Origin of the sequence: Staphylococcus sp. HMSC34C02, assembly GCF_001838705.1 — a bacterium.
In the GTDB taxonomy this organism is placed as follows: Bacteria; Bacillota; Bacilli; order Staphylococcales; family Staphylococcaceae; genus Staphylococcus; species Staphylococcus borealis.
Map to the genome: position 1 here is coordinate 116,897 of NZ_KV838592.1, position 24,735 is coordinate 141,631.

Annotated in this window: 24 protein-coding genes; 20 read left to right on the top strand and 4 right to left on the bottom strand. The window is 34.2% G+C overall.

Annotated elements, in window-relative coordinates; genetic code table 11:
- Nucleotides 1–8 precede the first annotated feature (8 nt).
- Nucleotides 9–938 (bottom strand): glycerophosphodiester phosphodiesterase family protein, encoded by a 930-nt coding sequence (locus HMPREF3239_RS09260; RefSeq protein WP_053029161.1) that lies wholly within the window; start codon nucleotides 936–938, stop codon nucleotides 9–11.
- A 166-nt stretch (nucleotides 939–1,104) separates the two neighbouring features.
- Between HMPREF3239_RS09260 and HMPREF3239_RS09265 the strand changes: the two genes are divergently transcribed.
- A complete protein-coding gene (locus HMPREF3239_RS09265; RefSeq protein ID WP_070855416.1) occupies nucleotides 1,105–1,356 on the top strand; it encodes a DUF2129 domain-containing protein in 252 nt (83 codons plus the stop codon).
- A 98-nt stretch (nucleotides 1,357–1,454) separates the two neighbouring features.
- On the opposite strand, the gene HMPREF3239_RS09270 is transcribed toward HMPREF3239_RS09265, so the two are convergent.
- Nucleotides 1,455–1,844: a DUF7147 family protein gene (locus tag HMPREF3239_RS09270; RefSeq protein WP_070855418.1), complete on the bottom strand. Its 390-nt coding sequence runs from the start codon at nucleotides 1,842–1,844 to the stop codon at nucleotides 1,455–1,457.
- Nucleotides 1,845–1,913: 69 nt separating this feature from the next.
- Between HMPREF3239_RS09270 and rsmD the strand changes: the two genes are divergently transcribed.
- On the top strand, nucleotides 1,914–2,465 hold the full coding sequence (gene rsmD / locus HMPREF3239_RS09275) for a 16S rRNA (guanine(966)-N(2))-methyltransferase RsmD (RefSeq protein WP_070855419.1): 552 nt from the start codon (nucleotides 1,914–1,916) through the stop codon (nucleotides 2,463–2,465).
- Nucleotides 2,458–2,943 (top strand): pantetheine-phosphate adenylyltransferase, encoded by a 486-nt coding sequence (coaD, locus tag HMPREF3239_RS09280; RefSeq protein WP_016930718.1) that lies wholly within the window; start codon nucleotides 2,458–2,460, stop codon nucleotides 2,941–2,943. Before rsmD ends, coaD begins: the two co-directional genes overlap by 8 nt.
- Before the next feature lie 101 nt (nucleotides 2,944–3,044).
- On the opposite strand, the gene HMPREF3239_RS09285 is transcribed toward coaD, so the two are convergent.
- Nucleotides 3,045–4,187, bottom strand: a complete 1,143-nt coding sequence (locus tag HMPREF3239_RS09285; protein ID WP_016930717.1) for a nucleotidyltransferase — start codon at nucleotides 4,185–4,187, stop codon at nucleotides 3,045–3,047.
- A 126-nt stretch (nucleotides 4,188–4,313) separates the two neighbouring features.
- On the opposite strand from HMPREF3239_RS09285, the gene HMPREF3239_RS09290 reads away from it, so the two are divergent.
- The 5 genes from HMPREF3239_RS09290 (at nucleotide 4,314) to pheT (ending at nucleotide 9,895) form a co-directional block, all read left to right on the top strand.
- A complete protein-coding gene (locus HMPREF3239_RS09290; protein ID WP_016930716.1) occupies nucleotides 4,314–4,868 on the top strand; it encodes a YceD family protein in 555 nt (184 codons plus the stop codon).
- Nucleotides 4,869–4,950: 82 nt separating this feature from the next.
- Entirely contained in the window at nucleotides 4,951–5,124 is a 174-nt protein-coding gene (gene rpmF / locus HMPREF3239_RS09295) for a 50S ribosomal protein L32 (RefSeq protein WP_002435373.1), read from the top strand.
- 205 nt (nucleotides 5,125–5,329) lie between these two features.
- Nucleotides 5,330–6,070 (top strand): TrmH family RNA methyltransferase, encoded by a 741-nt coding sequence (locus HMPREF3239_RS09300; protein ID WP_016930715.1) that lies wholly within the window; start codon nucleotides 5,330–5,332, stop codon nucleotides 6,068–6,070.
- 364 nt (nucleotides 6,071–6,434) lie between these two features.
- A complete protein-coding gene (gene pheS / locus HMPREF3239_RS09305) occupies nucleotides 6,435–7,493 on the top strand; it encodes a phenylalanine--tRNA ligase subunit alpha (protein WP_016930714.1) in 1,059 nt (352 codons plus the stop codon).
- On the top strand, nucleotides 7,493–9,895 hold the full coding sequence (pheT, locus tag HMPREF3239_RS09310; RefSeq protein WP_016930713.1) for a phenylalanine--tRNA ligase subunit beta: 2,403 nt from the start codon (nucleotides 7,493–7,495) through the stop codon (nucleotides 9,893–9,895). The genes pheS and pheT overlap by 1 nt, the downstream gene beginning before the upstream one ends.
- A gap of 220 nt (nucleotides 9,896–10,115) precedes the next feature.
- On the opposite strand, the gene rnhC is transcribed toward pheT, so the two are convergent.
- The gene (gene rnhC / locus HMPREF3239_RS09315; RefSeq protein WP_016930712.1) at nucleotides 10,116–11,048 is read right to left on the bottom strand and encodes a ribonuclease HIII; all 933 of its coding nucleotides are present in this window, start codon (nucleotides 11,046–11,048) and stop codon (nucleotides 10,116–10,118) included.
- A 277-nt stretch (nucleotides 11,049–11,325) separates the two neighbouring features.
- Here rnhC and zapA point away from each other — a divergent pair, with 277 nt between their 5' ends.
- The 12 genes from zapA (at nucleotide 11,326) to HMPREF3239_RS09375 (ending at nucleotide 24,577) form a co-directional block, all read left to right on the top strand.
- Nucleotides 11,326–11,592, top strand: a complete 267-nt coding sequence (gene zapA, locus HMPREF3239_RS09320; protein WP_016930711.1) for a cell division protein ZapA — start codon at nucleotides 11,326–11,328, stop codon at nucleotides 11,590–11,592.
- Nucleotides 11,593–12,114, top strand: coding sequence for a CvpA family protein (locus tag HMPREF3239_RS09325; protein ID WP_016930710.1), 522 nt, complete (start codon nucleotides 11,593–11,595; stop codon nucleotides 12,112–12,114).
- A gap of 74 nt (nucleotides 12,115–12,188) precedes the next feature.
- Nucleotides 12,189–13,901: a DNA polymerase/3'-5' exonuclease PolX gene (gene polX, locus HMPREF3239_RS09330; RefSeq protein ID WP_070855421.1), complete on the top strand. Its 1,713-nt coding sequence runs from the start codon at nucleotides 12,189–12,191 to the stop codon at nucleotides 13,899–13,901.
- A gap of 9 nt (nucleotides 13,902–13,910) precedes the next feature.
- The gene (locus HMPREF3239_RS09335) at nucleotides 13,911–16,262 is read left to right on the top strand and encodes an endonuclease MutS2 (protein WP_016930708.1); all 2,352 of its coding nucleotides are present in this window, start codon (nucleotides 13,911–13,913) and stop codon (nucleotides 16,260–16,262) included.
- A 195-nt stretch (nucleotides 16,263–16,457) separates the two neighbouring features.
- A complete protein-coding gene (trxA, locus tag HMPREF3239_RS09340; protein ID WP_011276093.1) occupies nucleotides 16,458–16,772 on the top strand; it encodes a thioredoxin in 315 nt (104 codons plus the stop codon).
- Between the two features lie 96 nt (nucleotides 16,773–16,868).
- Nucleotides 16,869–18,656 (top strand): excinuclease ABC subunit UvrC, encoded by a 1,788-nt coding sequence (gene uvrC / locus HMPREF3239_RS09345; protein WP_049395075.1) that lies wholly within the window; start codon nucleotides 16,869–16,871, stop codon nucleotides 18,654–18,656.
- A 384-nt stretch (nucleotides 18,657–19,040) separates the two neighbouring features.
- Nucleotides 19,041–19,655 (top strand): succinate dehydrogenase cytochrome b558 subunit, encoded by a 615-nt coding sequence (locus HMPREF3239_RS09350; RefSeq protein ID WP_053029174.1) that lies wholly within the window; start codon nucleotides 19,041–19,043, stop codon nucleotides 19,653–19,655.
- A 124-nt stretch (nucleotides 19,656–19,779) separates the two neighbouring features.
- On the top strand, nucleotides 19,780–21,546 hold the full coding sequence (sdhA, locus tag HMPREF3239_RS09355; protein ID WP_053029175.1) for a succinate dehydrogenase flavoprotein subunit: 1,767 nt from the start codon (nucleotides 19,780–19,782) through the stop codon (nucleotides 21,544–21,546).
- Nucleotides 21,546–22,394: a succinate dehydrogenase iron-sulfur subunit gene (gene sdhB, locus HMPREF3239_RS09360; protein ID WP_053029176.1), complete on the top strand. Its 849-nt coding sequence runs from the start codon at nucleotides 21,546–21,548 to the stop codon at nucleotides 22,392–22,394. The genes sdhA and sdhB overlap by 1 nt, the downstream gene beginning before the upstream one ends.
- Before the next feature lie 276 nt (nucleotides 22,395–22,670).
- Nucleotides 22,671–23,471 carry a glutamate racemase gene (gene racE, locus HMPREF3239_RS09365; RefSeq protein WP_070855423.1) on the top strand — a complete coding sequence of 267 codons (801 nt, stop codon included), beginning with the start codon at nucleotides 22,671–22,673 and terminating at the stop codon, nucleotides 23,469–23,471.
- A gap of 15 nt (nucleotides 23,472–23,486) precedes the next feature.
- Nucleotides 23,487–24,071 (top strand): XTP/dITP diphosphatase, encoded by a 585-nt coding sequence (locus HMPREF3239_RS09370; RefSeq protein ID WP_070855425.1) that lies wholly within the window; start codon nucleotides 23,487–23,489, stop codon nucleotides 24,069–24,071.
- The gene (locus HMPREF3239_RS09375) at nucleotides 24,068–24,577 is read left to right on the top strand and encodes a YfcE family phosphodiesterase (RefSeq protein ID WP_070855427.1); all 510 of its coding nucleotides are present in this window, start codon (nucleotides 24,068–24,070) and stop codon (nucleotides 24,575–24,577) included. The genes HMPREF3239_RS09370 and HMPREF3239_RS09375 overlap by 4 nt, the downstream gene beginning before the upstream one ends.
- Nucleotides 24,578–24,735: the final 158 nt, after the last annotated feature.

Here is a 24,735-nt window from a genome sequence, read left to right on the forward strand (position 1 = left end):
AAAGTATTTTATTTATTGTTTTGAAGGCTTGCTTTAAATTGTTGACCTAAATCAGGACGGTCAGTCACTAATGTATGAACCCCTTTACGATATAAATCAACCATCAAGTCAGTACTATTGATGCCGTAAAAACCAGGTACAATATTTAAAACATTTAACCATTGAATGAAACGTTTAGAAGTTAAGGGAATGCCTTTAAATTGCGTAGGCATTTGAAATGTATCAGCAACAGGTTGATATGTGTTACCTAATCCAGTGTTAAACTTAATAAAGCCTTCTGCTACTTCCTTTTGACTCGCACCAATCGCTACTTGGCCATTGCTTATCTTTCTAAAACGATCATTTTGTTCTTTATAAAAACTAGTTACAAGTACGCGATCTTGTGCGTCGTTATTAATGATATCTTCATACATTTTTGTAGGTGCAACGGTTCCTTCATAGCTATCAGGTGCGTCTTTCAAATCAACATTAATATACATGTTGGGATACATTTTTAACAGCTCATCAAAAGTTAAAATTTTAGCTTCATTATGACCACGATATGGGAATAAACCATTTATATCTTTGAAATGATAACCAGCATCTAAGCGTTTCAATTCTGCAACACTATGGTCGCTCACTTTGCCAGAACCATTTGTAGTACGATCTACAGTTGCATCATGGAAGACGATTAATTTTTCATCTTTAGTCAGTCGAACATCCGTTTCAAAACCATCCAAGTTGTATGCAACGGCGTTATCAAATGCTAATTGAGTTTGTTCAGGTCTTACCGCCATGCCACCTCTATGAGCAAAGATATATGGTGCTTGACCACTAAAGAACTTAGGTATTTCCTTCGTATGTTCTGTTTTATTGCTTTTATTTATAAAAAATAAGCTACCTAAAAAACTAACACTCGCTAAACTTAAATTAAGCGCCCATCTTTTTTTATTCGTCATTTATAACGCCTCCTCGTAATTATTGAACTAAGCGTACCAAACTTTGCACTAACGCAAAAGTAAATAGATATTTAATCAACAGGTATGCAAGATATCGTTTTAAGGATTTTATAAAATAAATAGACATGGTATAGTTATTATGCATAATAAATGGAGTGTGTATAGTATGGAATTAATTCCTAGAGTGAGTTTGATTATCTATTTAAAACATATTAAACATGAACGTCAAATTAGAAAGTATGGTCATATCATTTATACAAATAAACAACGTAAATATGTAGTGTTGTATGTTAATGAGAACGACGCAGACGCAATTGTTCATAAATTAATGAAACTTAAGTATGTTGTTGATATAGACGGATCACCTTATAAATATTTGAAAAAAACATACGAGAAAGAAAAGCATGAAATGTTATAAATCGTTATTTAAATTATTATTTTAAATCGCGACAATTACAATCATCGGATGTCTCATTTTAGTGGTTCTCTGACTACATAATGACAAAGCTTACGTTGTTACTGCATAGGTGGAATCCAATTTTGTAGTCGTAAGACACTAATTAAATATTTAAAATATTGGTCCAAAGTGTGGAACGCTTCTGGTGGTTGTACATCTACGCCCAATATAGGGATATTATATTGATTTGCTTGATTATTTATGAGTTCAAATTTTTTATTACTGTTAGGATATGGATATTTAAGTGCATTAAGCATGATGTACATTGCCTGGAAATGATTGCCTGAAGTAGGGTTCATAATCAACGCTACTGACGAAAGTTGTTTTGAAGATTGTGGTGTATGAAAATACACTATTTTATTGATTCGAAGATGATTGTATTCGATTAATGTATTAAATTCAAATAGGTCTGTTAATCCTTCACCTAAAACAATAAATGACTGTTTCATAATATAATCTTTCTCCTTTTTACAACAAATTATAATAAATAACCTAGAGAAATGGAAGTGTAAGTCAAGATGAGAGTTATTGCTGGTAAACATAAAAGTAAAGCACTAGAAAGTTTAGAAGGTCGTAATACACGTCCAACTATGGATAAAGTAAAGGAAGGGATTTTTAATAGTTTACAAGACGTACACGGTTTGGGATTAGACCTGTTCGCCGGAAGTGGCGCATTAGGTATCGAAGCATTATCTCGTGGTATGGAGAAGGTCATTTTTGTCGACCAAAATTTTAAAGCTGTTAAAGTAATCCAAGCAAATTTAAAGCAATTAGATTTACGTGAACAATCGGAAGTTTACAAAAACAATGCGGATCGAGCATTAAAAGCTTTGAAAAAACGAGACATTCAATTTGACTATATCTTCCTTGACCCACCATACAATAAAGGATTAATTGATAAAGCTTTGGAGCAGATTGCAGAGTTTAATTTATTAAAAGAAAATGGTATCATCATTTGTGAGTTTAGCAACCATGAACAAATCAACACAAATGGATTCAAAGTGATTAAACAATATCACTATGGTCTTACTGATACTTTGTTATTAGAAAAAGGAGAGCAAAATGGCTAAAACGAAAGCAGTCATTCCAGGTAGTTTTGATCCTATTACATATGGACACATTGATATTATCGAGCGTAGTGCAGGGCGCTTTGATGAATTGCATATTTGTGTGCTAAAGAATAGTAATAAAACTGGAACGTTTAATATTGATGAGCGAATGGCATTAATAGAAGAATCTGTTAAACACTTATCTAATGTTCAAGTACATAATTATAACGGCTTGTTAGTAGATTTTTGTGATAAAATCGGTGCTCAAACAATCATTAGAGGACTAAGAGCAGTTAGTGATTTTGAGTACGAATTACGTTTAACATCAATGAATAAGAAATTAAATAGTAATGTAGAGACGATGTATATGATGACAAGTACGAACTACTCTTTTATAAGTTCAAGCGTTGTAAAAGAAGTGGCACAATATAAAGCTGATATTTCAGATTTTGTACCACCTAATGTAGAGAAAGCTTTGAAAGAAAAGTTTAAAAAATAATAGTTGAGGGAGTGAGACAGAATTCTTTTTTAGATTCATCGTCCCACCCCCGCAAAGATGACTAGAACTGAGAAGTTATTTTGATTAAGCTTTTCTCATTTCTAGTCATCTTTGTTAATTATAACAGGTGTATTAAAATCATTAGCTTCCTTACCAGATATTAAATTATAAATATGTGTCGCTTTAATTTCATTTTCAAATAAAGTGGCCGTCTTCTTATTTACATTTGTCACATAAGAACGATTTGGGAATTTCTTTTTTAAACACTTTAAATATTGTTGGCCTTGAGGTGTCATTCCTAAAATACGTACGGCCTCAATATCCTCTTTGAACGCATCTTTCTTTATGTTCAACAATAATTGCATCAATACACGTTGAATATGCGTATATGTGAAACGCTTGGTCTTAACTAATGACATCAATGTGTCAAAATCTGGTGCACTTTGAATATTTGCTTTAAGTCGGTGTTCAAAGCCTTCGGACATTGTATAAATTTGTGACAATTCTGTAGAAGAACGACTCAAAATATTATATTTAATAAAATTAAATGTCTGTTGCTTTAAAAGGTGTGGTTTCTCATATAGGCAAGTTATATTGGATGGTACAACATCCTTCCAAATATGATTGTTATTTATTAAGGCCCGTCTTATAGCTGAGCCACTTGCAAATGTGTCATGTTTAATGTCTTGATCATGATGCGTGGCAGATTGGCGTTGAATAGCAATTTTATTAATCGTCGGATCAATGGTATTGATTGCCTTTATGTATGCGACACCTAGTATATTATTCGGTGAGCGTAAGACATCGGGGTCTTCAACCAAGTCATCAATAATTTTGGCATAATGTTTGCCTTGCTTAATTAAATCTTGAAAAAGTGATGACTGCTCAAGTGCGTTGATGTTTGTTGCTACCTTTTCAAGGCGTGCAAGATTATCAATTTCACTGCCAAATGCGATCGTATCAATATCTAAATAGTGAGCGACTTTAATTGCAAATGTTGCAAAATAATCACTAGATGATAGGCTGGCAATGGTTGGGAGTTCAACGACTAAATCAACACCTGATAAAGCCATCTTAGTACGTAAAAATTTGTTGTAGATTGCGGGTTCGCCACGCATAACGAAATTGCCACTCATGATTGCAATAGCGATTTCAGCATTAGACTGTATCTTAGATTGTTGGGCATGATATAAGTGACCGTTATGGAATGGATTATATTCTGAAATCAGTCCAACACTTTTCATTTGCAATTCATCCTCTCAGTATTCATTATTAGTATTGTAACAGAAGAAAGTATGTTAAGAAAAAATCTTGACAACTTATACTTGTAAAGTTAAAATAAATTTTGTGTTTGTTAGAGGTGAAGCCATATGAAATGGTCAATAACGCAATTAAGAAAATATCAAGATAAACCATTTGAATTTAATCAAACGGCGAATTTTGAACATTTAATAGAACCCTTAGGCTTGATTGATTTATCAGAAATCAATGTTGAAGGTGAATTAACCGTTAAATCAAATGAAGTTATTGCAGATATGCATTTAACTGGAACGTATACAATGCCTTGTGCACGTACGCTTGTACCTGTAGAAGTTCCTTTAGACGTGCGTACATCTGAAATATTTGATTTAGAAGGTTATGATAGTTATACCGATGAAGAAGTTGAAGAAGATGAACATTATCATCTAGCGACTGATGGTATGATTAACATTCGAAACATTGCTAAAGAATTGGTTATCATTGAGAAACCGATGAGAGCATATTCTGAGAATAGCGATCAAATGCTTACAGAAGGTAATGGTTGGGAAGTTATTGACGAAGATCAAATGATCGAACTTGAAAAAGAAAAAGACAATAATAATTCCCAAACGCAACAAGTTGATCCTAGGCTTCAAAAATTACAACAATTATACGATAAAGAGTAATAGCAGGTTGTTTTAAATTATTGTATAATGATTTAATGACCTAACACTTAAGATATGTGTTTAATATTAAGGAGGATATATCATGGCAGTACCAAAAAGAAGAACGTCTAAAACTAGAAAAAACAAACGTCGTACTCACTTCAAAATTTCAGTACCTGGTATGACTGAATGCCCAAGCTGTGGCGAATACAAATTATCTCACCGCGTATGTAAAAACTGTGGTTCTTACAATGGTGAAGAAGTCGTTTCTAAATAATCGACGTATGAATTTGAAGGAAGCATGAACAATTTTTATTTTGTTCATTGCTTCCTTTTTTTATCGATAATTAAAGCGTTAAATACAATGTGCTTTAAAATGTAATGAATTTACGCATTATATAAAAGGCTTCATTATAATCAATTCGATTATGTTAATATAAATGTGTAAACAAAACAATCTAGTTACAATAATGGAGATAATTATGGAACAAATTACGTCAGCTCAAAATAATAAAATAAAAAATGCGAATAAATTAAAGAAAAAACGAGATCGAGATAAAACAGGACAAGCACTTATTGAAGGCATTCATCTTATTGACGAAGCATACCATAGCGGCATCGTGATTAAACAATTATTTGTGATTGAACCAAGTAGAACAGATGAGTCACTTATAGATTACGCGGAAGAAACGTATGAAATTAATATGAAAGTGGCTGAATCACTATCCGGTACGATTACACCGCAAGGGTTTTTCGCTGTAATTGAAAAGCCAGAATATGACATTAACCAAGCCAAACAAGTATTGTTAATTGATAGAATTCAAGATCCAGGGAATCTAGGGACTTTGATTCGAACATCTGATGCAGCAGGCATTGATTTAATTGTTATGGAAAAGGGCACGGCTGACCCTTATCAAGATAAAGTTTTACGCGCAAGTCAAGGCAGTGTCTTCCATATCCCAGTAATTACTACAGATTTGAAGACGTTTATAACTGACTTTAACGGGCCTGTGTATGGTACGGCACTTGAAAATGCACAACCTTATAAAGAAGTAGCTTCTCAAGAAATGTTTGCTTTATTACTAGGTAATGAAGGCGAAGGCGTTAACAAAGCATTGTTAAATGAAACTACACAAAATTTAACAATCCCGATTTATGGTAAAGCGGAAAGTTTGAATGTAGCCATCGCAGGTAGTATATTACTTTATCATTTGAAAGGTTGACCCTGAGAATTAAAATCGGCTATACTTAGAGATACACAACGAATAATGTAAATTGGTAAATCAATGCATAAAAATTAAAAATATAACCGATAAAAAGACTTTAACTAATAGAACGTGTTGTACAGGGAGAGTGAACGTGACTGGAATTCACTCCAACACGAATTAGTTTCTTTCATCTTTTTGGTTACTTAAAGAAATTTAAGTCGGAGTATGTCTTCGTTAACAACGTTTGCAAGTGTATGCGTAAGCATAAATTTGGGTGGTACCACGGAAAGACTTTCGTCCCAGTTATTGGGATGGAAGTCTTTTTTTATGAATAAAATAGTAAAACACAAAGTGAACATAAAATGAGAGGTGTAAGTCAATGACTCAAAACGATTCTATGGCTGATTTAAAACAACAAGCACTTGTTGATATTAATGAAGCTCAAAATGAACGCGAATTACAAGATGTAAAAGTTAAATATTTAGGTAAAAAAGGCTCAGTAAGTGGCTTGATGAAAAACATGAAAGATTTACCAAATGAAGAAAAGCCAGCATATGGGCAAAAAGTGAATGAATTACGTCAAACCATTCAAACTGAATTAGACGAAAAACAAACACTTCTAAAAAATGAAAAACTAAATCAACAATTAGCAGAAGAGACCATTGATGTGACCTTGCCAAGTCGTCAAATCAGTATTGGCTCTAAACATCCTTTAACACGAACAGTAGAAGAAATTGAAGATTTATTCTTAGGATTAGGTTATGAAATTGTTGATGGTTATGAAGTAGAACAAGATTATTATAACTTTGAAGCATTAAATTTACCTAAATCGCATCCAGCACGTGATATGCAAGATAGTTTCTACATCACTGATGAAATCCTGATGCGCACACATACATCTCCTGTACAAGCACGTACAATGGAAAAACGTAATGGACAAGGACCAGTTAAAATTATTTGTCCTGGTAAAGTTTACCGTCGTGATTCAGATGATGCGACACACAGTCATCAATTTACTCAAATTGAAGGATTGGTAGTTGATAAAAATATCAAAATGAGTGACTTGAAAGGAACATTAGAATTAGTAGCGAAAAAATTATTTGGTGCAGACCGTGAAATTCGATTACGTCCTAGCTACTTCCCATTCACTGAACCTTCTGTTGAAGTGGATGTATCATGTTTCAAATGTAAAGGTAAAGGCTGTAACGTATGTAAACATACAGGATGGATTGAAATTTTAGGTGCGGGTATGGTACATCCAAATGTACTTGAAATGGCCGGTTTCGATTCAAATGAATATTCTGGTTTCGCATTTGGTATGGGGCCTGATCGAATCGCTATGTTGAAATACGGCATTGAAGATATTCGTCATTTCTATACAAATGATGTTCGATTCCTTGAGCAATTTAAAGCTGTTGAAGATAGAGGTGAAGCATAATGTTGATTTCAAATGAATGGTTAAAAGATTACGTTAACGCAAATGTATCGGTTGAAGATTTAGCTGAGCGTATTACCCGTACAGGGATTGAAGTGGATGACATTATTGATTATACAAAAGATATTAAAAATTTAGTGGTTGGTTATGTTCAATCAAAAGAAAAACATCCCGATGCAGATAAATTAAATATTTGCCAAGTAGACATTGGTGAAGAAGAAGCGGTTCAAATCGTATGTGGTGCACCGAATATAGATGCCGGTCAACATGTTATTGTAGCGAAAGTGGGTGGTCGCTTACCAGGAGGCATTAAAATTAAGCGCGCTAAATTACGTGGTGAACGTTCCGAAGGTATGATTTGTTCATTACAAGAGATTGGTATTTCAAGCAATGTAGTACCTAAAGCATATGAGAATGGGATTTTTGTTTTTCCTAATGAAGTTGAACCAGGTACAGATGCTTTAACTGCATTATATTTAAATGACCAAGTAATGGAATTTGATTTAACACCAAACCGTGCTGATGCATTAAGTATGGTTGGTACAGCTTACGAAGTGGCAGCGTTATATCAAACTGAAATGACGAAACCGTCAACTGAAAGTAATGAAATTGCAACTTCTGCATTAGATGAATTATCAGTTACAATTGATAACCCTGAAAAGGTGCCGTATTATAGTGCGCGTGTTGTTAAAAATGTAACCATCGCACCATCTCCAATATGGATGCAAGCACGTTTAATTAAAGCAGGTATTCGTCCAATTAATAACGTTGTTGATATTTCAAACTATGTATTATTAGAATATGGCCAACCATTACACATGTTTGACCAAGACCATATCGGTTCTCAAGACATTGTCGTACGCCAAGCTAAAGATAAAGAAGTAATGACAACATTAGATAATACTGAACGCACATTAGTGGACACTGATATCGTTATTTCGAATGGGCAAGAACCTATCGCATTAGCTGGTGTAATGGGTGGAGACTTCTCAGAGGTAACAGACCAAACGACCAATGTAGTGATTGAAGGCGCAATATTCGATCCAGTTTCAATTCGTCATACTTCACGCCGTTTAAATTTACGTAGTGAAGCTTCTAGTCGCTTCGAGAAAGGTATTGCAACAGAATTTGTCGATGAAGCGGTCGACAGAGCATGTTACTTATTACAAGAATATGCTTCTGGTGAAGTACTACAAGATAGAGTATCAGCAGGTGACTTAGGTTCATTTGTGACACCAATTGATATTACAGCTGATAAAGTGAATCAAACGATTGGTTTTGATTTATCAAGCGATGAAATTAAAGCAATCTTTGAACAATTAGGATTTGATACGCAACAAAATGATGATACATTAACGGTTAATGTACCGTCACGTCGTAAAGATATTTCAATTAAAGAAGACTTAATTGAAGAAGTTGCACGTATTTACGGTTACGATGAAATCCCTTCATCATTACCGATTTTCGGAGAAGTTACAAGTGGAGAATTAACAGATCGTCAACATAAAACTCGTACAGTTAAAGAAACGCTTGAAGGTGCTGGATTAAACCAAGCAATCACATATTCATTAGTGTCTAAAGAACATGCGAAAGACTTTGCATTACAAGAACGTCCAACTATCAGTTTATTAATGCCGATGAGTGAAGCACACGCAACGTTACGTCAAAGTTTATTACCACATTTAATTGAGGCAACTGCATATAATGTCGCACGTAAAAATAAAGATGTGAGATTATATGAAATTGGTCGTGTTTTCTTTGGCAATGGTGAAGGAGAGCTTCCAGATGAAGTTGAATATCTAAGTGGTATTTTAACAGGAGAATATGTTGTTAATGCTTGGCAAGGTAAAAAAGAAGAAATTGATTTCTTTATCGCCAAAGGTGTTGTAGACCGAGTAGCTGAAAAATTAAACTTAGAATTGAGCTATAAAGCAGGAGAAATTAAAGGTTTACACCCAGGGCGCACAGCAATTGTGTCGTTAGAAGGCAAAGAAATTGGCTTTATTGGTGAATTGCATCCACAAGTTGCTGCTGATAATGATTTAAAACGTACGTATGTGTTCGAATTAAATTATGATGCAATGATGGACGTAGCAGTAGGATACATTAATTACGCGCCAATTCCTAGATTCCCTGGCGTAACACGTGATATTGCGTTAGAAGTCAATCATGAAGTGCCATCTTCAGAATTGAAACAAACCATTCATGATAATGGTGAGGATATCTTACAAAGTACATTAGTATTTGATGTTTATGAAGGTGAACATTTAGAAGAAGGTAAAAAATCAATAGCAATTCGTTTGAATTATTTAGATACTGAAGATACATTAACTGATGAACGCGTATCTAAAGTTCACGATAAGATTTTAGAAGCATTACAAGCACAGGGCGCTACAATTAGATAATCGTAGGAAAGGGAGCGGGACAGAAATTTAAATCAATTCATTGTCCCGCTCCCATCTTGCTTTGCGTGTATGATTTTTTAGTGAAATTCTCTTTGCTGGGGCCTCGCTAGAATGATGACTAGGTTTGAAAAATTGATTTAAGCGCATTTTCAAATCAGTCTGCTACTGTGCATTTTCAAAGTAGCTTTATCTTCTTAGTTTGTCCCAGCCTTTTTAATGTTTATTGATACTTTTTAGTCACTAAATGTTGCGCTTTATCACGATTTTTAAAATGTTTCTTAGAAATCGCATCTAATGTTTCAATCCCATGTTTATCGATGATTTGCGCGGCTATCAAATCTACTTTATTGCTGGCTCCTTTAGGAATCACTTGTTTCATTTTATGTGATATATGATCCATATGTTTAACGAAAGCATATCGAGAAATAATACTCGCAGCTGCAATTGCTAATGATTTAGATTCCCCCTTAGTTTCGAATTTTGTTTTATCAGGATAGGGGAGTGCGCTTAAAGCGTAACGTTGGTAAACACCACGCACAGCAAATTGATCAATCACGATGTAGTCTAAGTCATTGCAGTCTATTTTTTGCGTTACATTTTTAATAGCTTCGTTGTGAAGTACAGCTTTCATTTTAACTTGTGACCAACCTATCACTTGTTTATCGTTATATTTGGGATTATCTAATGTTAATAAAGAATGCGGAATAAATGTGATTAATTGTTCGGCCAGTTCAATTATTTTTTGATCACTTAATTTTTTGGAATCATCCACACCTAGCGTTTTTAAAATTTGAATATGCTCTTTTGAAACATAAGCGGCACATACAGTTAAAGGTCCAAAGTAATCGCCACTACCTGCTTCGTCACTACCAATACAATTAAAATGATTATAGGCCAATGTTTGGGCAGATGATTGTTGAGACGTTGTTGGTTTGGTAGAAGAAGTAGAATGTCCTGGAAGCAACTGTTGTGCGACAGCTTCCGCATTTTTACCTTGAAACATGACTTTACCTGAATTATATATGTTAATTACAGCTTGATTATATTTCGTCCGTGCCTTCATGCCTGGAGGTAATTGTGATGTTTCAAATGTAATGTGTTGTAATAAGTCTTGGATTTCAGATTCTGATAATTTATGAACGACGTTTGCCATACGCTAGTTGACCTCACTTTTCAAAATATAATAAAACATAGATAAGCATAACATATTATGATTACACTTCAGAATAGATAACGTGTGTTAGATGTATTATTTATAACGATTCCGTAATCGCTACTTACCAAACAACATATCCTAATGTATAATTAGTTGTGATATTCTACTTTATAAATTATGTAAGAATTGCATTCAATTGAAGTACGAGACGATGTGGTTATCTACGTGTAACCATTGATAGCTTTAAGAATAAATAATGTCAGGAGTTATTGCTATGGGAGAATTTAAAAATCGAATCAATGTCACGATTAACGATCAGAATTATACCATCATTGGTGAGGACAGCCCGGAGCATATTCGTTATGTAGCACATTTAGTAGATGAAAAATTAAGAGAAATGGGACGTAAATCAACCGGATTGGACACCACTAGAAAATCAATTCTAACTGCAGTAAACATTATGCATGAAAAGGTTAAACTAGAAGAAGAAAATCGTAAATTATTACAAGAAATACAACAATTAAAGCAAAGAGAAGAATAGATGATTATTGATTTAACGATCATTATCATTATTGTATATAGTCTTATCATGGGGTATAGAAGAGGAATATGGTTAAATAGTTTACATTTATTTTCGACGATCGTGTCATTTATCATAGCACATCAATTTTACCAACGTATAAGTCAACAACTAATTGTCTTTTTACCGTTTCCAAAGACGATTGCGTATGATATGGCGTATGCATTTCATTTTAATGATTTGCAGCAACGTTTTGATAAAGTGATGGCATTTTTACTCATTGCCTCAATATGTAAGTTGATTTTATATCTTATTATAATTACTTTTGATAATATAGTGACGTATCGAATGATAAATCAAATGAGTAGACGCTTTGGTAGTTTAATTAGTGTAGTCATGGCTGTCGTTATTCTTCAGTTATTCATTTATGTGTTAGCATTGTATCCGATTGAGTGGATACAACATAGTTTACAACATGCGTACATAGGGAAACTTATCTTATTTCATACACCATTTTTCTCGTCTTACATTTTAAATTTATAATACAAAACTGATATAAGGTCAGGACAAGGCTACTTTGTTAAATGTCCTGGTCTTCTTTTTATGGAGTGATTGGAATGACAAAAAAAGATGTAATTCAATTATTAGAAAAAATTGCTATCTATATGGAATTAAATGGAGACAATACGTTTAAAGTTTCAGCATATAGAAAAGTGGCGCAAAGTTTAGAAATTGATGAGCGTCCACTTGATGAAATAGAAGATGTCACTGAGTTAAAAGGAATTGGTAAAGGTGTAGGCGATGTGATCAATGAATATCGTAATACTGGTGAATCAAGTTATTTGAAAGAATTGCAACAACTTGTTCCAGAAGGTTTAATACCATTAATGAAGATTCAGGGATTAGGTAGCAAAAAAATAGCTAAGTTATACAAAGAACTGAATATTACTGATAAAGAAAGTCTACAATCAGCTTGTGAAAGTGGGAAAGTGAGCGAACTGAGTGGTTTCGCTAAAAAAACCGAACAAAATATACTTGAAGCAGTTAAAGCTTTAGGTGCTAAAAAAGACCGTTACCCAATAGATACAATGCGTGGTTTAAATCGTATTATTATCGATTATTTGGAAACTATAGATGATATCGAGAAATATTCCGAAGCGGGTAGTTTCCGTCGATATAAAGAAATGAGTAAGGATTTAGATTATATTATCAGTACGGAGCATCCAGACAAAGTACAACAACAACTTTTAAATATACCTAATAAAGTTAAAGATGTTGCTGTTGGACAGACCAAAGTATCATTAGAGTTGACGTACGATGATGAAACGATTGGTGTAGATTTCCGACTTATCGAACCAGTTGCGTTTTACCACACATTGCAACATTTTACAGGTTCTAAAGAGCATAATATTCGCATTAGACAGATGGCCAAAGCGCGAAATGAAAAAGTAAGTGAATATGGCATTGAACAGCAAGATGGGTCATTACTACAGCTAGAGAGCGAAGAAGCGATTTATCAACATTTCGGTAGTGAATGGATAGCACCTGCGCTAAGAGAAGATGGCAGCGAATTTGATAAAGATTTAAGTCAAATGATTACTTTAGATGATATCAATGGAGATATTCATATGCATACCACTTATAGTGATGGTGCGTATTCTATCCGAGACATGATTGAGGCAAATATCAAAAAAGGCTATCAATTTATGGTGATTACTGACCATTCACAAAGCTTAAAAGTCGCTAATGGCTTACAAGTAGAACGTTTATTACGACAAAATGAAGAAATCAAAAAACTCAATCAAGCGTATTCAGAAATAGATATATATTCAGGCACAGAAATGGATATTTTGCCTGATGGTTCGTTAGATTATGATGATGAAGTGTTAGCACAACTTGATTACGTCATTGCAGCCATTCATCAAAGTTTTAACCAATCAGAAGAAGAAATTATGAAACGTTTGGAAAATGCATGTCGAAATCCATATGTTCGACACATTGCACATCCAACAGGACGTATTATTGGTCGACGAGACGGTTACAAACCGAATATCGAAAAATTAATGCATTTAGCAGAAAAAACAAATACGATAATGGAAATTAACGCAAATCCTAAACGCTTGGATTTAAATGCTGAAACAGTAAGGAAATATCCTAACGTCACATTAACAATCAATACAGACGCACATCATGTAGACCATTTAGACTTTATGAAATATGGTGTAGCAACTGCTCAAAAAGGATTTGTAAACAAAGAACGAGTAATAAACACGATGTCTCGTCAAGCATTTAAAGATTTTGTTGAGAATAATAAAAAGTTGAAGAAATAGAGGGATTGTATGAGACAAAAAACATTAGACGTCTTAGAATTTGATAAAATTAAGTCATTTGTTGCTTCTGAGACAATCAGTGACTTAGGACGTGAAAAAGTGTCTAAGATGTCTCCAGCCACAGACTTTGAAACAGTAGAATTTCAAATGAATGAGACAGATGAAATATCACAAATTTATAATAAACATCGTTTACCAAGTTTAAGTGGTTTAGCCAAAATTTCACCATTAATTCATCGAGCAACGATTGGCGGTGTACTTAATGTAACAGAACTTAATTTGGTTAAACGTTTGATACAAGTTCAGAACCAGTTTAAAACATTTTATAATCAATTGTTAGAAGAAGATGAGAACGTTGTTAAGTATCCAATTTTGAATGACAAAATGAACCAATTACCAATTTTGTCAGATCTATTTCAAGAGATAAATGAAAAATGCGATACACATGATTTGTATGATAGCGCGAGTTATGCATTACAAGGGATACGTAGCAAGATTTCAAGTACGAATCAACGCATTCGTCAAAATTTAGATCGTATCGTTAAGAGTCAGGCTAATCAGAAGAAATTATCTGATGCGATTATTACTGTAAGAAATGATCGTAATGTTATTCCAGTCAAAGCGGAATACCGACAAGATTTTAAAGGGATTGTGCATGATCAATCTGCCTCTGGTCAAACCCTTTATATTGAACCGTCATCTATTGTTGAAATGAATAATCAAATTAGCCGTTTACGAAATGACGAAGCAGTTGAACGTGAGCGTATCCTGACAGAATTAACAGGTATGGTTGCTGCTGAAGCAGATGGTTGCCTAATTGCTGAATCTGTTATGGGTCAAATTGATTTTTTAACTGCTAAAGCGCGTTATGCACGTTCAATAAAGGGAACGAAACCTACATTTTTTAAAGAAAGAACGGTTTACCTACCGAATGCTTACCATCCGCTATTAAATAAAGATACGGTTGTAGCCAATACGATTGAATTTATTGATGATATTGAAACAGTAATTATTACAGGGCCTAACACAGGTGGTAAAACAGTTACATTAAAGACACTTGGTTTAATTATCGTAATGGCGCAATCAGGGTTGCTCATTCCTACTTTAGATGGTAGCCAATTAAGTGTCTTTGAAAATGTTTATTGTGATATCGGTGATGAACAATCCATTGAGCAATCATTATCAACGTTCTCTTCACACATGAAAAATATTGTTGAAATTTTGCGAGAGACTGATAAAAATAGTTTAGTATTATTTGATGAGTTAGGTGCAGGTACTGACCCAAGTGAAGGTGCGGCGTTAGCGATGAGTATCTTAGACCACGTTCGCGATATTGGCTCATTAGTCATGGCTACGACACATTATCCAGAATTGAAAGCATATAGTTATAATCGTGAAGGTGTGATGAACGCTAGCGTAGAATTCGATGTTAATACGTTAAGTCCAACTTATAAATTATTGATGGGTGTACCTGGTCGTTCAAATGCATTTGATATTTCTCGTAAATTAGGACTTAGCTTAGGTATTATTAATAAAGCTAAGACGATGATTGGGACGGACGAACAAGAAATTAATTCAATGATTGAATCTCTTGAAAAGAATTCAAAACGTGTCGATGAACAACGAATTGAATTAGATAGACTGTTAAAAGAAGCGAGAACAACGCATGATGATTTAGAACACCAATATGAACAATATAAAAATTACGAGAAGAAATTGATGGATGAAGCGAAAGAAAAAGCAAATCAACGTGTCAAATCTGCGACTAAAGAAGCGGATTCAATCTTAAAAGAATTAAGAACATTACGTGATCAAAAAGGTGCCGACGTTAAAGAACATGAGCTTATCGATAAGAAGAAACAATTAGATGATCAATATGAAGCAAAATCGTTAAAACAAAATGTTCAAAAACAAAAATATGATGAAATCCATGCAGGTGACGAGGTTAAAGTGTTATCGTATGGTCAAAAAGGTGAAGTCTTAGAACTCGTAAGTGAAGAAGAAGCAGTGGTTCAAATGGGTATCATTAAAATGAAATTACCTATTGAAGATCTTGAAAAGACTAAAAAGAAAAAAGAAAAACCATCTAAAATGGTCACTAGACAAAATCGTCAAACGATTAAAACAGAATTAGATTTACGTGGTTATCGTTATGAAGAAGCAGTAGGCGAATTAGATCAATATATTGATCAAGCCGTTCTCAGCAATTATGAACAAGTTTATATTATTCATGGTAAAGGCACTGGGGCACTTCAAAAAGCCGTTCAAAACCACTTGAAGAAACATAAAAGTGTGAAATCGTATCGTGGTGGTATGCCAAGTGAGGGCGGCTTTGGCGTAACAGTTGCTGAACTTAAATAAGTTACATTGACGTCTAAGCAGTGTTGTTGATTTTTTTAGAAAATAACGTACAATTAAGCCAGTGAAAATAAAATAAGATGAATGAGATTTGATAATTATTGACAGATCATTAGTAAATGAGCAACGTCGATGCACGTGCCACTAAAGTCTGTTATAATTTGCTCATCATTCAAAATTTAAGGAGGATTGGCATTTATGGCAATCGTAAAAGTAACGGATTCAAACTTTGATGAAAATATTCAATCAGGCGTTAAATTAGTAGATTTCTGGGCAACTTGGTGTGGACCTTGTAAAATGATCGCACCTGTATTAGAAGAATTAGCTGGAGACTACGATGGTAAAGCTGATATTTTAAAATTAGATGTTGATGAAAACCCATCAACAGCAGCTAAATTTGAAGTAATGAGTATCCCAACTTTAATCGTATTTAAAGATGGTGAACCAGTTGATAAAGTAGTAGGTTTCCAACCTAAAGAAAACTTAGCTGAAGTATTAGATAAACACCTATAAGAACAATCTAAACATAAATGAGACTGGGGCATTACATAAATGTAATCGCTCCGTCTTTTTTATATGTAGTCAATCTCTTAGGAAGGAGGGGATACATTGTCAGACTACAAAACTAAAATAAAAGATAAATTAAGTGTAGTTCCTTTTGAACCGGGTTGTTACTTAATGAAAGATCGGAATGACCAAGTGATTTATGTTGGTAAAGCGAAACGTTTAAGAAATAGATTGCGTTCCTATTTTACCGGTGCACATGATGCGAAAACAACAAGATTAGTAGGAGAAATCCGAAATTTTGAATTTATAGTCACTTCAAGTGAAACAGAATCCCTACTTTTAGAACTAAACTTAATTAAACAGTATCAACCTCGCTATAATATTTTATTAAAAGATGACAAGAGCTATCCTTTTATAAAAATCACTAAAGAGAAACACCCTAAGTTAATTGTTACACGTACCGTAAAAAAAGGAACTGGAAAATATTTTGGACCATATCCTAATGCTTATTCAGCACAAGAGACGAAAAAATTATTAGACCGCATTTATCCATTTAGAAAATGTGACAAAATGCCAGATAAATTATGTCTTTATTACCATATCGGACAATGTATGGGACCATGTGTTTATGATGTAGATCAACAAGCCTATGCACAAATGACTCGTGAAATAAGTGACTTTTTAAATGGAGAAGATAAAACCATTCTCAAAAATTTAGAGGATCGTATGATGGATGCGAGTGAAAAATTAGACTTTGAACGTGCGAAAGAGTATCGCGATTTAATACAACATATTCATAATTTAACTAAAAAACAAAAAATTATGTCGTCAGATAACACGATTAGAGATGTGTTTGGTTATAGTGTTTCTAAAGGATGGATGTGTATTCAAGTATTCTTCATTCGACAAGGGAATTTGATACAAAGAGATGCGACAATGATTCCTTTACAACAACAAACTGAAGAAGAGGAATTCTATACATTTATAGGTCAATTCTATAGCTTAAATCAACATATTCTGCCCAAAGAAGTGCATGTTCCTAAACATTTAGATAAGACTATGATTCAATCCGTAGTTGATACTAAAATTGTTCAACCGGCGCGTGGTGCTAAAAAAGAAATGGTAGATTTGGCTAATCATAATGCCGAAGTTGCACTTGAAAATAAATTCGAGCTAATTGCAAAAGATGAATCTCGTACAATAAAAGCAATTGAAGAGCTCGGAGAACGAATGGGCATTCAAACACCAATCCGTATTGAAGCATTTGATAACTCAAATATTCAAGGTGTAGATCCCGTATCAGCCATGGTTACTTTTGTTGACGGTAAAGCAGATAAAAAAGGATATCGTAAGTATAAAATTAAAACGGTCGATGGACCAGATGATTACAAGTCAATGCGAGAAGTCGTTCGTCGTCGTTATACGCGTGTTTTGAATGAAGGATTGCCTTTGCCTGATTTAATTATCGTCGATGGTGGGAAGGGGCATATGTCAGGTGTATTAGATGTCCTTGAGAATGAACTAGGGTTAGACATTCCCGTTGCTGGATTAAGAAAAAATGATAAACACCAAACGTCAGAATTACTTTATGGACCACAAGCAGACGTTGTACCATTGAAAAAGAATAGTCAAGCATTTTATTTATTACATCGAATTCAAGATGAAGTTCACCGTTTTGCAATTACGTTCCATCGTCAAACACGCCAAAAAACAGGTTTACAATCTGTATTGGACACTGTTGACGGCATCGGAAGTAAACGTAAGACGCGTTTATTAAGAACGTTTGGATCGATTAAGAAAATGAAGGAAGCAAGTGTTGCCGACTTACAACAAGCAGGTTTACCTGAGAAGGTTGCACATAACTTACAACAAGCTTTGTTAGATAATTAATTAAAAAAAGGGCTATGAGAATTATTCTCATAGCCCAAAAACATATAAAAAATGTTACAATACAGTTAACAAAAAGTTTATTTTTTTAAGAAAGTATGGAAGCGTTTTCTAATTGAGAAACATTATCATCAAAGTGTTTTTAGAAATGATTAATGTAATAATTGCATTTATCATTAAAAAATAACGAACTCAATTTACTTTTTTAAGTCCTACTTGTTTACATAGTTTTGATTGGAACGACTCTTGATGAAGAAATGTCAGGATCCTTAAATAAGACAAGTACTAAATAAAATAGTAAATCGTTATGTGATATATGGACTTGATTAAATTGACTTTCTTAGAAATAAGCGATTTAAATTAATAGTTTTACAGGGGGGACTCCTTTTGGCAAAGTCTAAAAATGAATTCTACCTTAGACGTGTACACTCGTTACTAGGTATTATTCCAATTGGTGCATTCTTAATCGTTCATTTAATTGTGAACCATCAAGCAACACAAGGGGCAGAGGCTTTTAATAAGGCGGCTGGCTTTATGGAATCAATTCCGTTTTTACTCGCAGTTGAATTTTTATTAATTTACATTCCGATTTTATACCATGGTCTATATGGTATCCACATTGCATTCACAGCTAAAGAAAATATCGGCCATTACTCATTATTTAGAAACTGGATGTTCGCATTACAAAGATTCTCAGGTATTGTGACATTTATATTTATCTTCATGCATTTATGGCAAACGACAATTCAAAAATACTTCTTTGGTAAAGCAGTTGATTTTGAATTGATGCACAAAACACTTGAAAACCCACTTTGGGTCATTGTATATATCGTTTGTGTATTATGTGTTATTTTCCATTTCTCTAATGGTTTATGGTCATTCTTTGTAACATGGGGATTCTTACAATCTAAACAATCTCAACGTGTTTTCACTTGGATTTCTTTAGTTGTATTCTTAGTTCTTGGATACATTGGTGTATCAGCAATTTTCGCATTTGTATAAAACATAAATAGTAATCACATATAGTACGTTGAAATTTTTGATAAGTAATTGATTTAGGTGCTTATCATATGAGCTTACGTAAACACGTTAAGCTATCGATATATTTTAGGGGAGTGACTTTTCTATGGCAGAGAAAAAAATTATTGTTGTCGGTGGAGGACTTGCCGGTCTGATGTCAACAATTAAAGCTGCAGAACAAGGTGCGCATGTAGATTTATTCTCAATCGTACCTGTTAAACGTTCGCACTCTGTATGTGCCCAAGGTGGTATTAACGGTGCGGTAAATACCAAAGGTGAAGGGGATTCTCCTTGGATTCACTTTGATGATACAGTCTATGGTGGGGACTTCTTAGCGAACCAACCACCAGTAAAAGCTATGGCTGAAGCTGCACCATCAATTATCCATTTATTAGACCGTATGGGTGTAATGTTTAGTAGAACGAAAGAAGGTCTTTTAGACTTTAGACGTTTCGGTGGTACACTTTATCACAGAACCGCTTTTGCAGGTGCAACTACAGGGCAACAACTATTGTATGCACTTGATGAACAAGTACGTTCATTCGAAGTAGATGGACTCGTTACGAAATATGAAGGATGGGAATTCTTAGGTATAGTCAAAGATGATGAAAATGCTGCAAGAGGTATTGTTGCTCAAAACATGACCACTTCAGAAATTAAATCATTTGGATCAGATGCAGTTATCATGGCAACAGGTGGTCCGGGTATCATCTTTGGTAAGACAACAAACTCAATGATTAATACAGGATCAGCAGCATCAATTGCCTACCAACAAGGTGCTAAATATGCAAACGGAGAATTTATTCAAATTCATCCTACTGCCATTCCTGGTGACGATAAATTACGTTTAATGAGTGAGTCAGCACGTGGTGAAGGTGGTCGTATTTGGACGTACAAAGACGGTAAACCTTGGTACTTCTTAGAAGAGAAATACCCTGATTACGGTAACTTAGTTCCTCGTGATATTGCAACGCGTGAAATCTTTGATGTATGTATTAATCAGAAATTAGGTATTAACGGCGAAAACATGGTTTACCTTGACTTATCTCATAAAGATCCACATGAATTAGACGTTAAACTTGGTGGTATCATTGAAATTTATGAGAAATTCACAGGTGATGACCCACGTAAAGTACCGATGAAGATTTTCCCAGCGGTTCACTATTCAATGGGTGGTTTATATGTAGACTATGATCAAATGACAAATATTAAAGGCCTATTTGCTGCTGGTGAATGTGATTTCTCACAACATGGTGGTAACCGCTTAGGAGCGAACTCATTACTATCAGCAATCTATGGTGGTACTGTCGCAGGACCTAATGCAATTAAATATGTAGAAAATGTTGAAACAACATATACTGAATTAGATGATAGCATTTACCAAAAGCGTGTTGATGAAGAACAAGAACGTTTTGACAAATTATTAAATATGCGTGGTACTGAAAATGCATACAAACTTCACCGTGAACTTGGTGAAGTTATGACAGCGAACGTAACAGTTGTACGTGAAAATGATAAATTACTAGAAACAGACAAAAAAATCGTTGAATTAATGAAACGTTATGAAAATATTGATATGGAAGATACGCAAACATGGAGTAACCAAGCTGTATTCTTCACTCGTCAATTATGGAATATGTTAGTTTTAGCACGTGTTATTACAATTGGTGCATACAATCGTAATGAATCTCGTGGTGCGCATTACAAACCAGAATTCCCTGATCGTAATGATGATGAGTGGTTAAAAACAACATTAGCTGAATATCAAGGTAAAGAAGAAGCACCTAAATTTACTTATGAACCAGTCGATGTAAGTTTAATTCCACCACGTAAACGTGACTATACAAGTAAGTCTAAAGGAGGTAAAAAATAATGGCTGACAATCAATCAGTAAAAGAAACTCCCGAAGAACTTCGCCAAAACGATAGTAAAACAAATGAGACAGAACAACAAAAGCCAAAACAAAAATCAATTAAATTGATTATTAAACGACAAGATAATCAAGACTCTAAACCATATGAAGAAACATTCGACATTCCTTATAAAGAAAACATGAATGTGATTGCATGTCTCATGGAAATTAGACGTAACCCAGTAAATAGTAAAGGTGAAAAAACAACACCTGTTACTTGGGATATGAACTGTTTAGAGGAAGTTTGTGGTGCTTGTTCTATGGTTATCAATGGTCGTGCAAGACAATCATGTTCAGCAATCGTTGATCACCTAGAACAACCAATTCGTTTAGAACCAATGAGTACATTCCCTGTAATACGTGATTTACAAGTAGATCGTACAAGAATGTTCGATAACTTGAAACGTATGAGAGCATGGATTCCAATTGATGGTACGTATGATTTAGGACCAGGACCACGTATGCCTGAGAAAAAACGTCAAACCGCTTACGAATTGTCTAAATGTATGACTTGCGGTGTTTGTTTAGAAGTGTGTCCGAATGTTACACCTAAAAATAAATTCGTTGGTGCCCAAGCAATTTCTCAAGTTCGTTTATTCGACTTACATCCAACAGGTGCAATGACCAAAGACGAACGTTTAGATGCGTTAATGAGCGCCGGTGGTTTACAAGAATGTGGTAATTCTCAAAACTGTGTGAATGCTTGTCCTAAAGGTATTCCTTTGACAACGTCAATCGCTGCTATGAATAGAGAAACAACATTCCATATGTTTAAATCATTCTTCGGTTCAGACCATAAAGTTGATTAATACTTTTTAAATAGTTAAAGATAGCAAAAATCATAATTAGTGACAACTTAACGAATTTACAGTAGTTGATAGAACTGAGAAAATGTTTAAATCAAACTTTTCTCAGTTCTAGTCATATGTAAGGGGTAGGGCAATGAATTCAAAAGAATTATGTCCTACCCCTTACTTTCTTGTTGTCATTTAAATGTGTAAAAACGTTTACTCAATCGGATTAGTCAAACTCTCAACATGTATATGGTAAAATAACTATACTATGTGTTATAAGGATGAATGAAAATGAATAAACCAATTGGTGTTATAGATTCAGGCGTAGGTGGTTTGACTGTAGCAAAAGAAATTATGCGTCAATTACCTAATGAGACAATATATTATTTAGGAGACATTGCAAGATGTCCATATGGTCCAAGACCTGGAGATGAAGTAAAAGCATTTACTACACAACTCGCTAACAAACTAATGCAGTTTGATATCAAAATGCTAGTTATAGCGTGTAATACTGCGACTGCTGTTGCATTAGAATATTTGCAACAAGTATTGCCTATTCCTGTTATTGGGGTTATTGAGCCAGGCTCCAGAACAGCTATTATGACAACTAAGAATCAAAAAGTTTTAATTCTTGGGACAGAAGGGACAATAAAATCTGAAGCGTACAGACATCATATTAAACGCATTAATCCTAATGTGCATGTATATGGCGTAGCTTGTCCTGGTTTCGTCCCGTTAGTTGAACAAATGCGCTACAATGATCCTACCATTACAAGTATTGTCATTCATCAAACGTTAAAACAATGGAGAAACACAGATGCAGATACAATAATTTTAGGTTGCACACACTATCCATTGTTATATAAACCAATTAATGATTACTTTGGAGGAGAGAAGAAAGTTATTTCCTCTGGACTAGAGACAGCGCGTGAAGTAAGTGCTTTATTAACGTTTAGTAATGAACACGCGAGTTATACGCGCCATCCAGAGCATCGATTCTTTGCTACTGGAGATACAGTACATATTAAAAATATAATTTTGCAATGGTTAAAATTAGATGTTGAAGTTGAGCGCATCAGTGTAGATGCTTAGTGAGGAGGAATTATAATGGCAGATATCGTAATCGCTACAAACAATAAAGGTAAAATTAATGACTTTAAATCTATCTTTCCCCACGATAATGTGATAGGTATAGCAGAGCTCATCGCAGATTTCGATGTAGAGGAAACTGGAACAACTTTTGAAGAAAATGCACGGTTAAAGTCAGAAGAAGCTGCAAAAGTGTTAAATAAACGTGTTATCGCAGATGACAGTGGATTAGAAGTATTTGCATTAAATGGGGAACCAGGTGTCTATTCAGCTCGATATGCCGGTCTAGATAAGAGCGATGATGCTAATATTGATAAATTATTAAAGAATTTAGATGGTATTGAACAGCGTGAGGCACAATTTGTTTGTGTCATTAGTATGAGTGCACCTAATGAGCCGACGCAAACTTTCAAAGGAACAGTATCTGGTGTAATTACGACTGAGAGACAAGGTGAGCATGGTTTCGGATATGATCCTGTATTTTATGTTCCTGAAAAAGGTAAAACCATGGCACAACTCACAACAACAGAAAAAAGTGAAATTAGTCATAGAGGTAATGCAATTAAGAAATTAAATGCTTATTTGGAGAGTGAATCAATATGACAAAGTGGCTTATCGTCAGTGACAATCATACAGAACCTGGTATTTTATACCATATTTATGAATCACATAAAGACGCTGAAATGTTACTACATTTAGGTGACTCTGAATTCGAATACAATGACACAGAGTTAAGTCTATTTAAAAGAGTAAAAGGAAATTGTGACTTTTATCCTGAATTTCCAAATGAGGAAGTTGTGGAAGCTAAAGGTATTAAAGCCTTTTATACACATGGCCATTTGTATTCAGTTAATCAAACGCGCATGCACTTAGCTGAGAAGGCTAAATCACTTGGATGTCAATTTGCTTTCTATGGTCATACTCACGTCGCAAAATATGAACACTTTAGTGGTGTACACGTTATTAACCCAGGCAGTATATCACAATCCCGCAGTAATATTGAAGAAACATTTGCAGAACTCCTCATCGATGAACAAAATATGAATGCGATTTTAAACTTTAGAAATCGTGACAACCGTATTATAGATACAATAGAATTCGAAATTTAGCAAAGAAACACTTAGGCAAAAGTCGTTGCCTAAGTGTTTTAATTATTAGATAGGATAGAATTCAACTTAAATAAGTCATGTAGGATGAAGGTATTAGATTGAGAAGTAAAAACGAACTACTTTGGAGGCTGGGACAAAAATAATATAATGAAGCTATT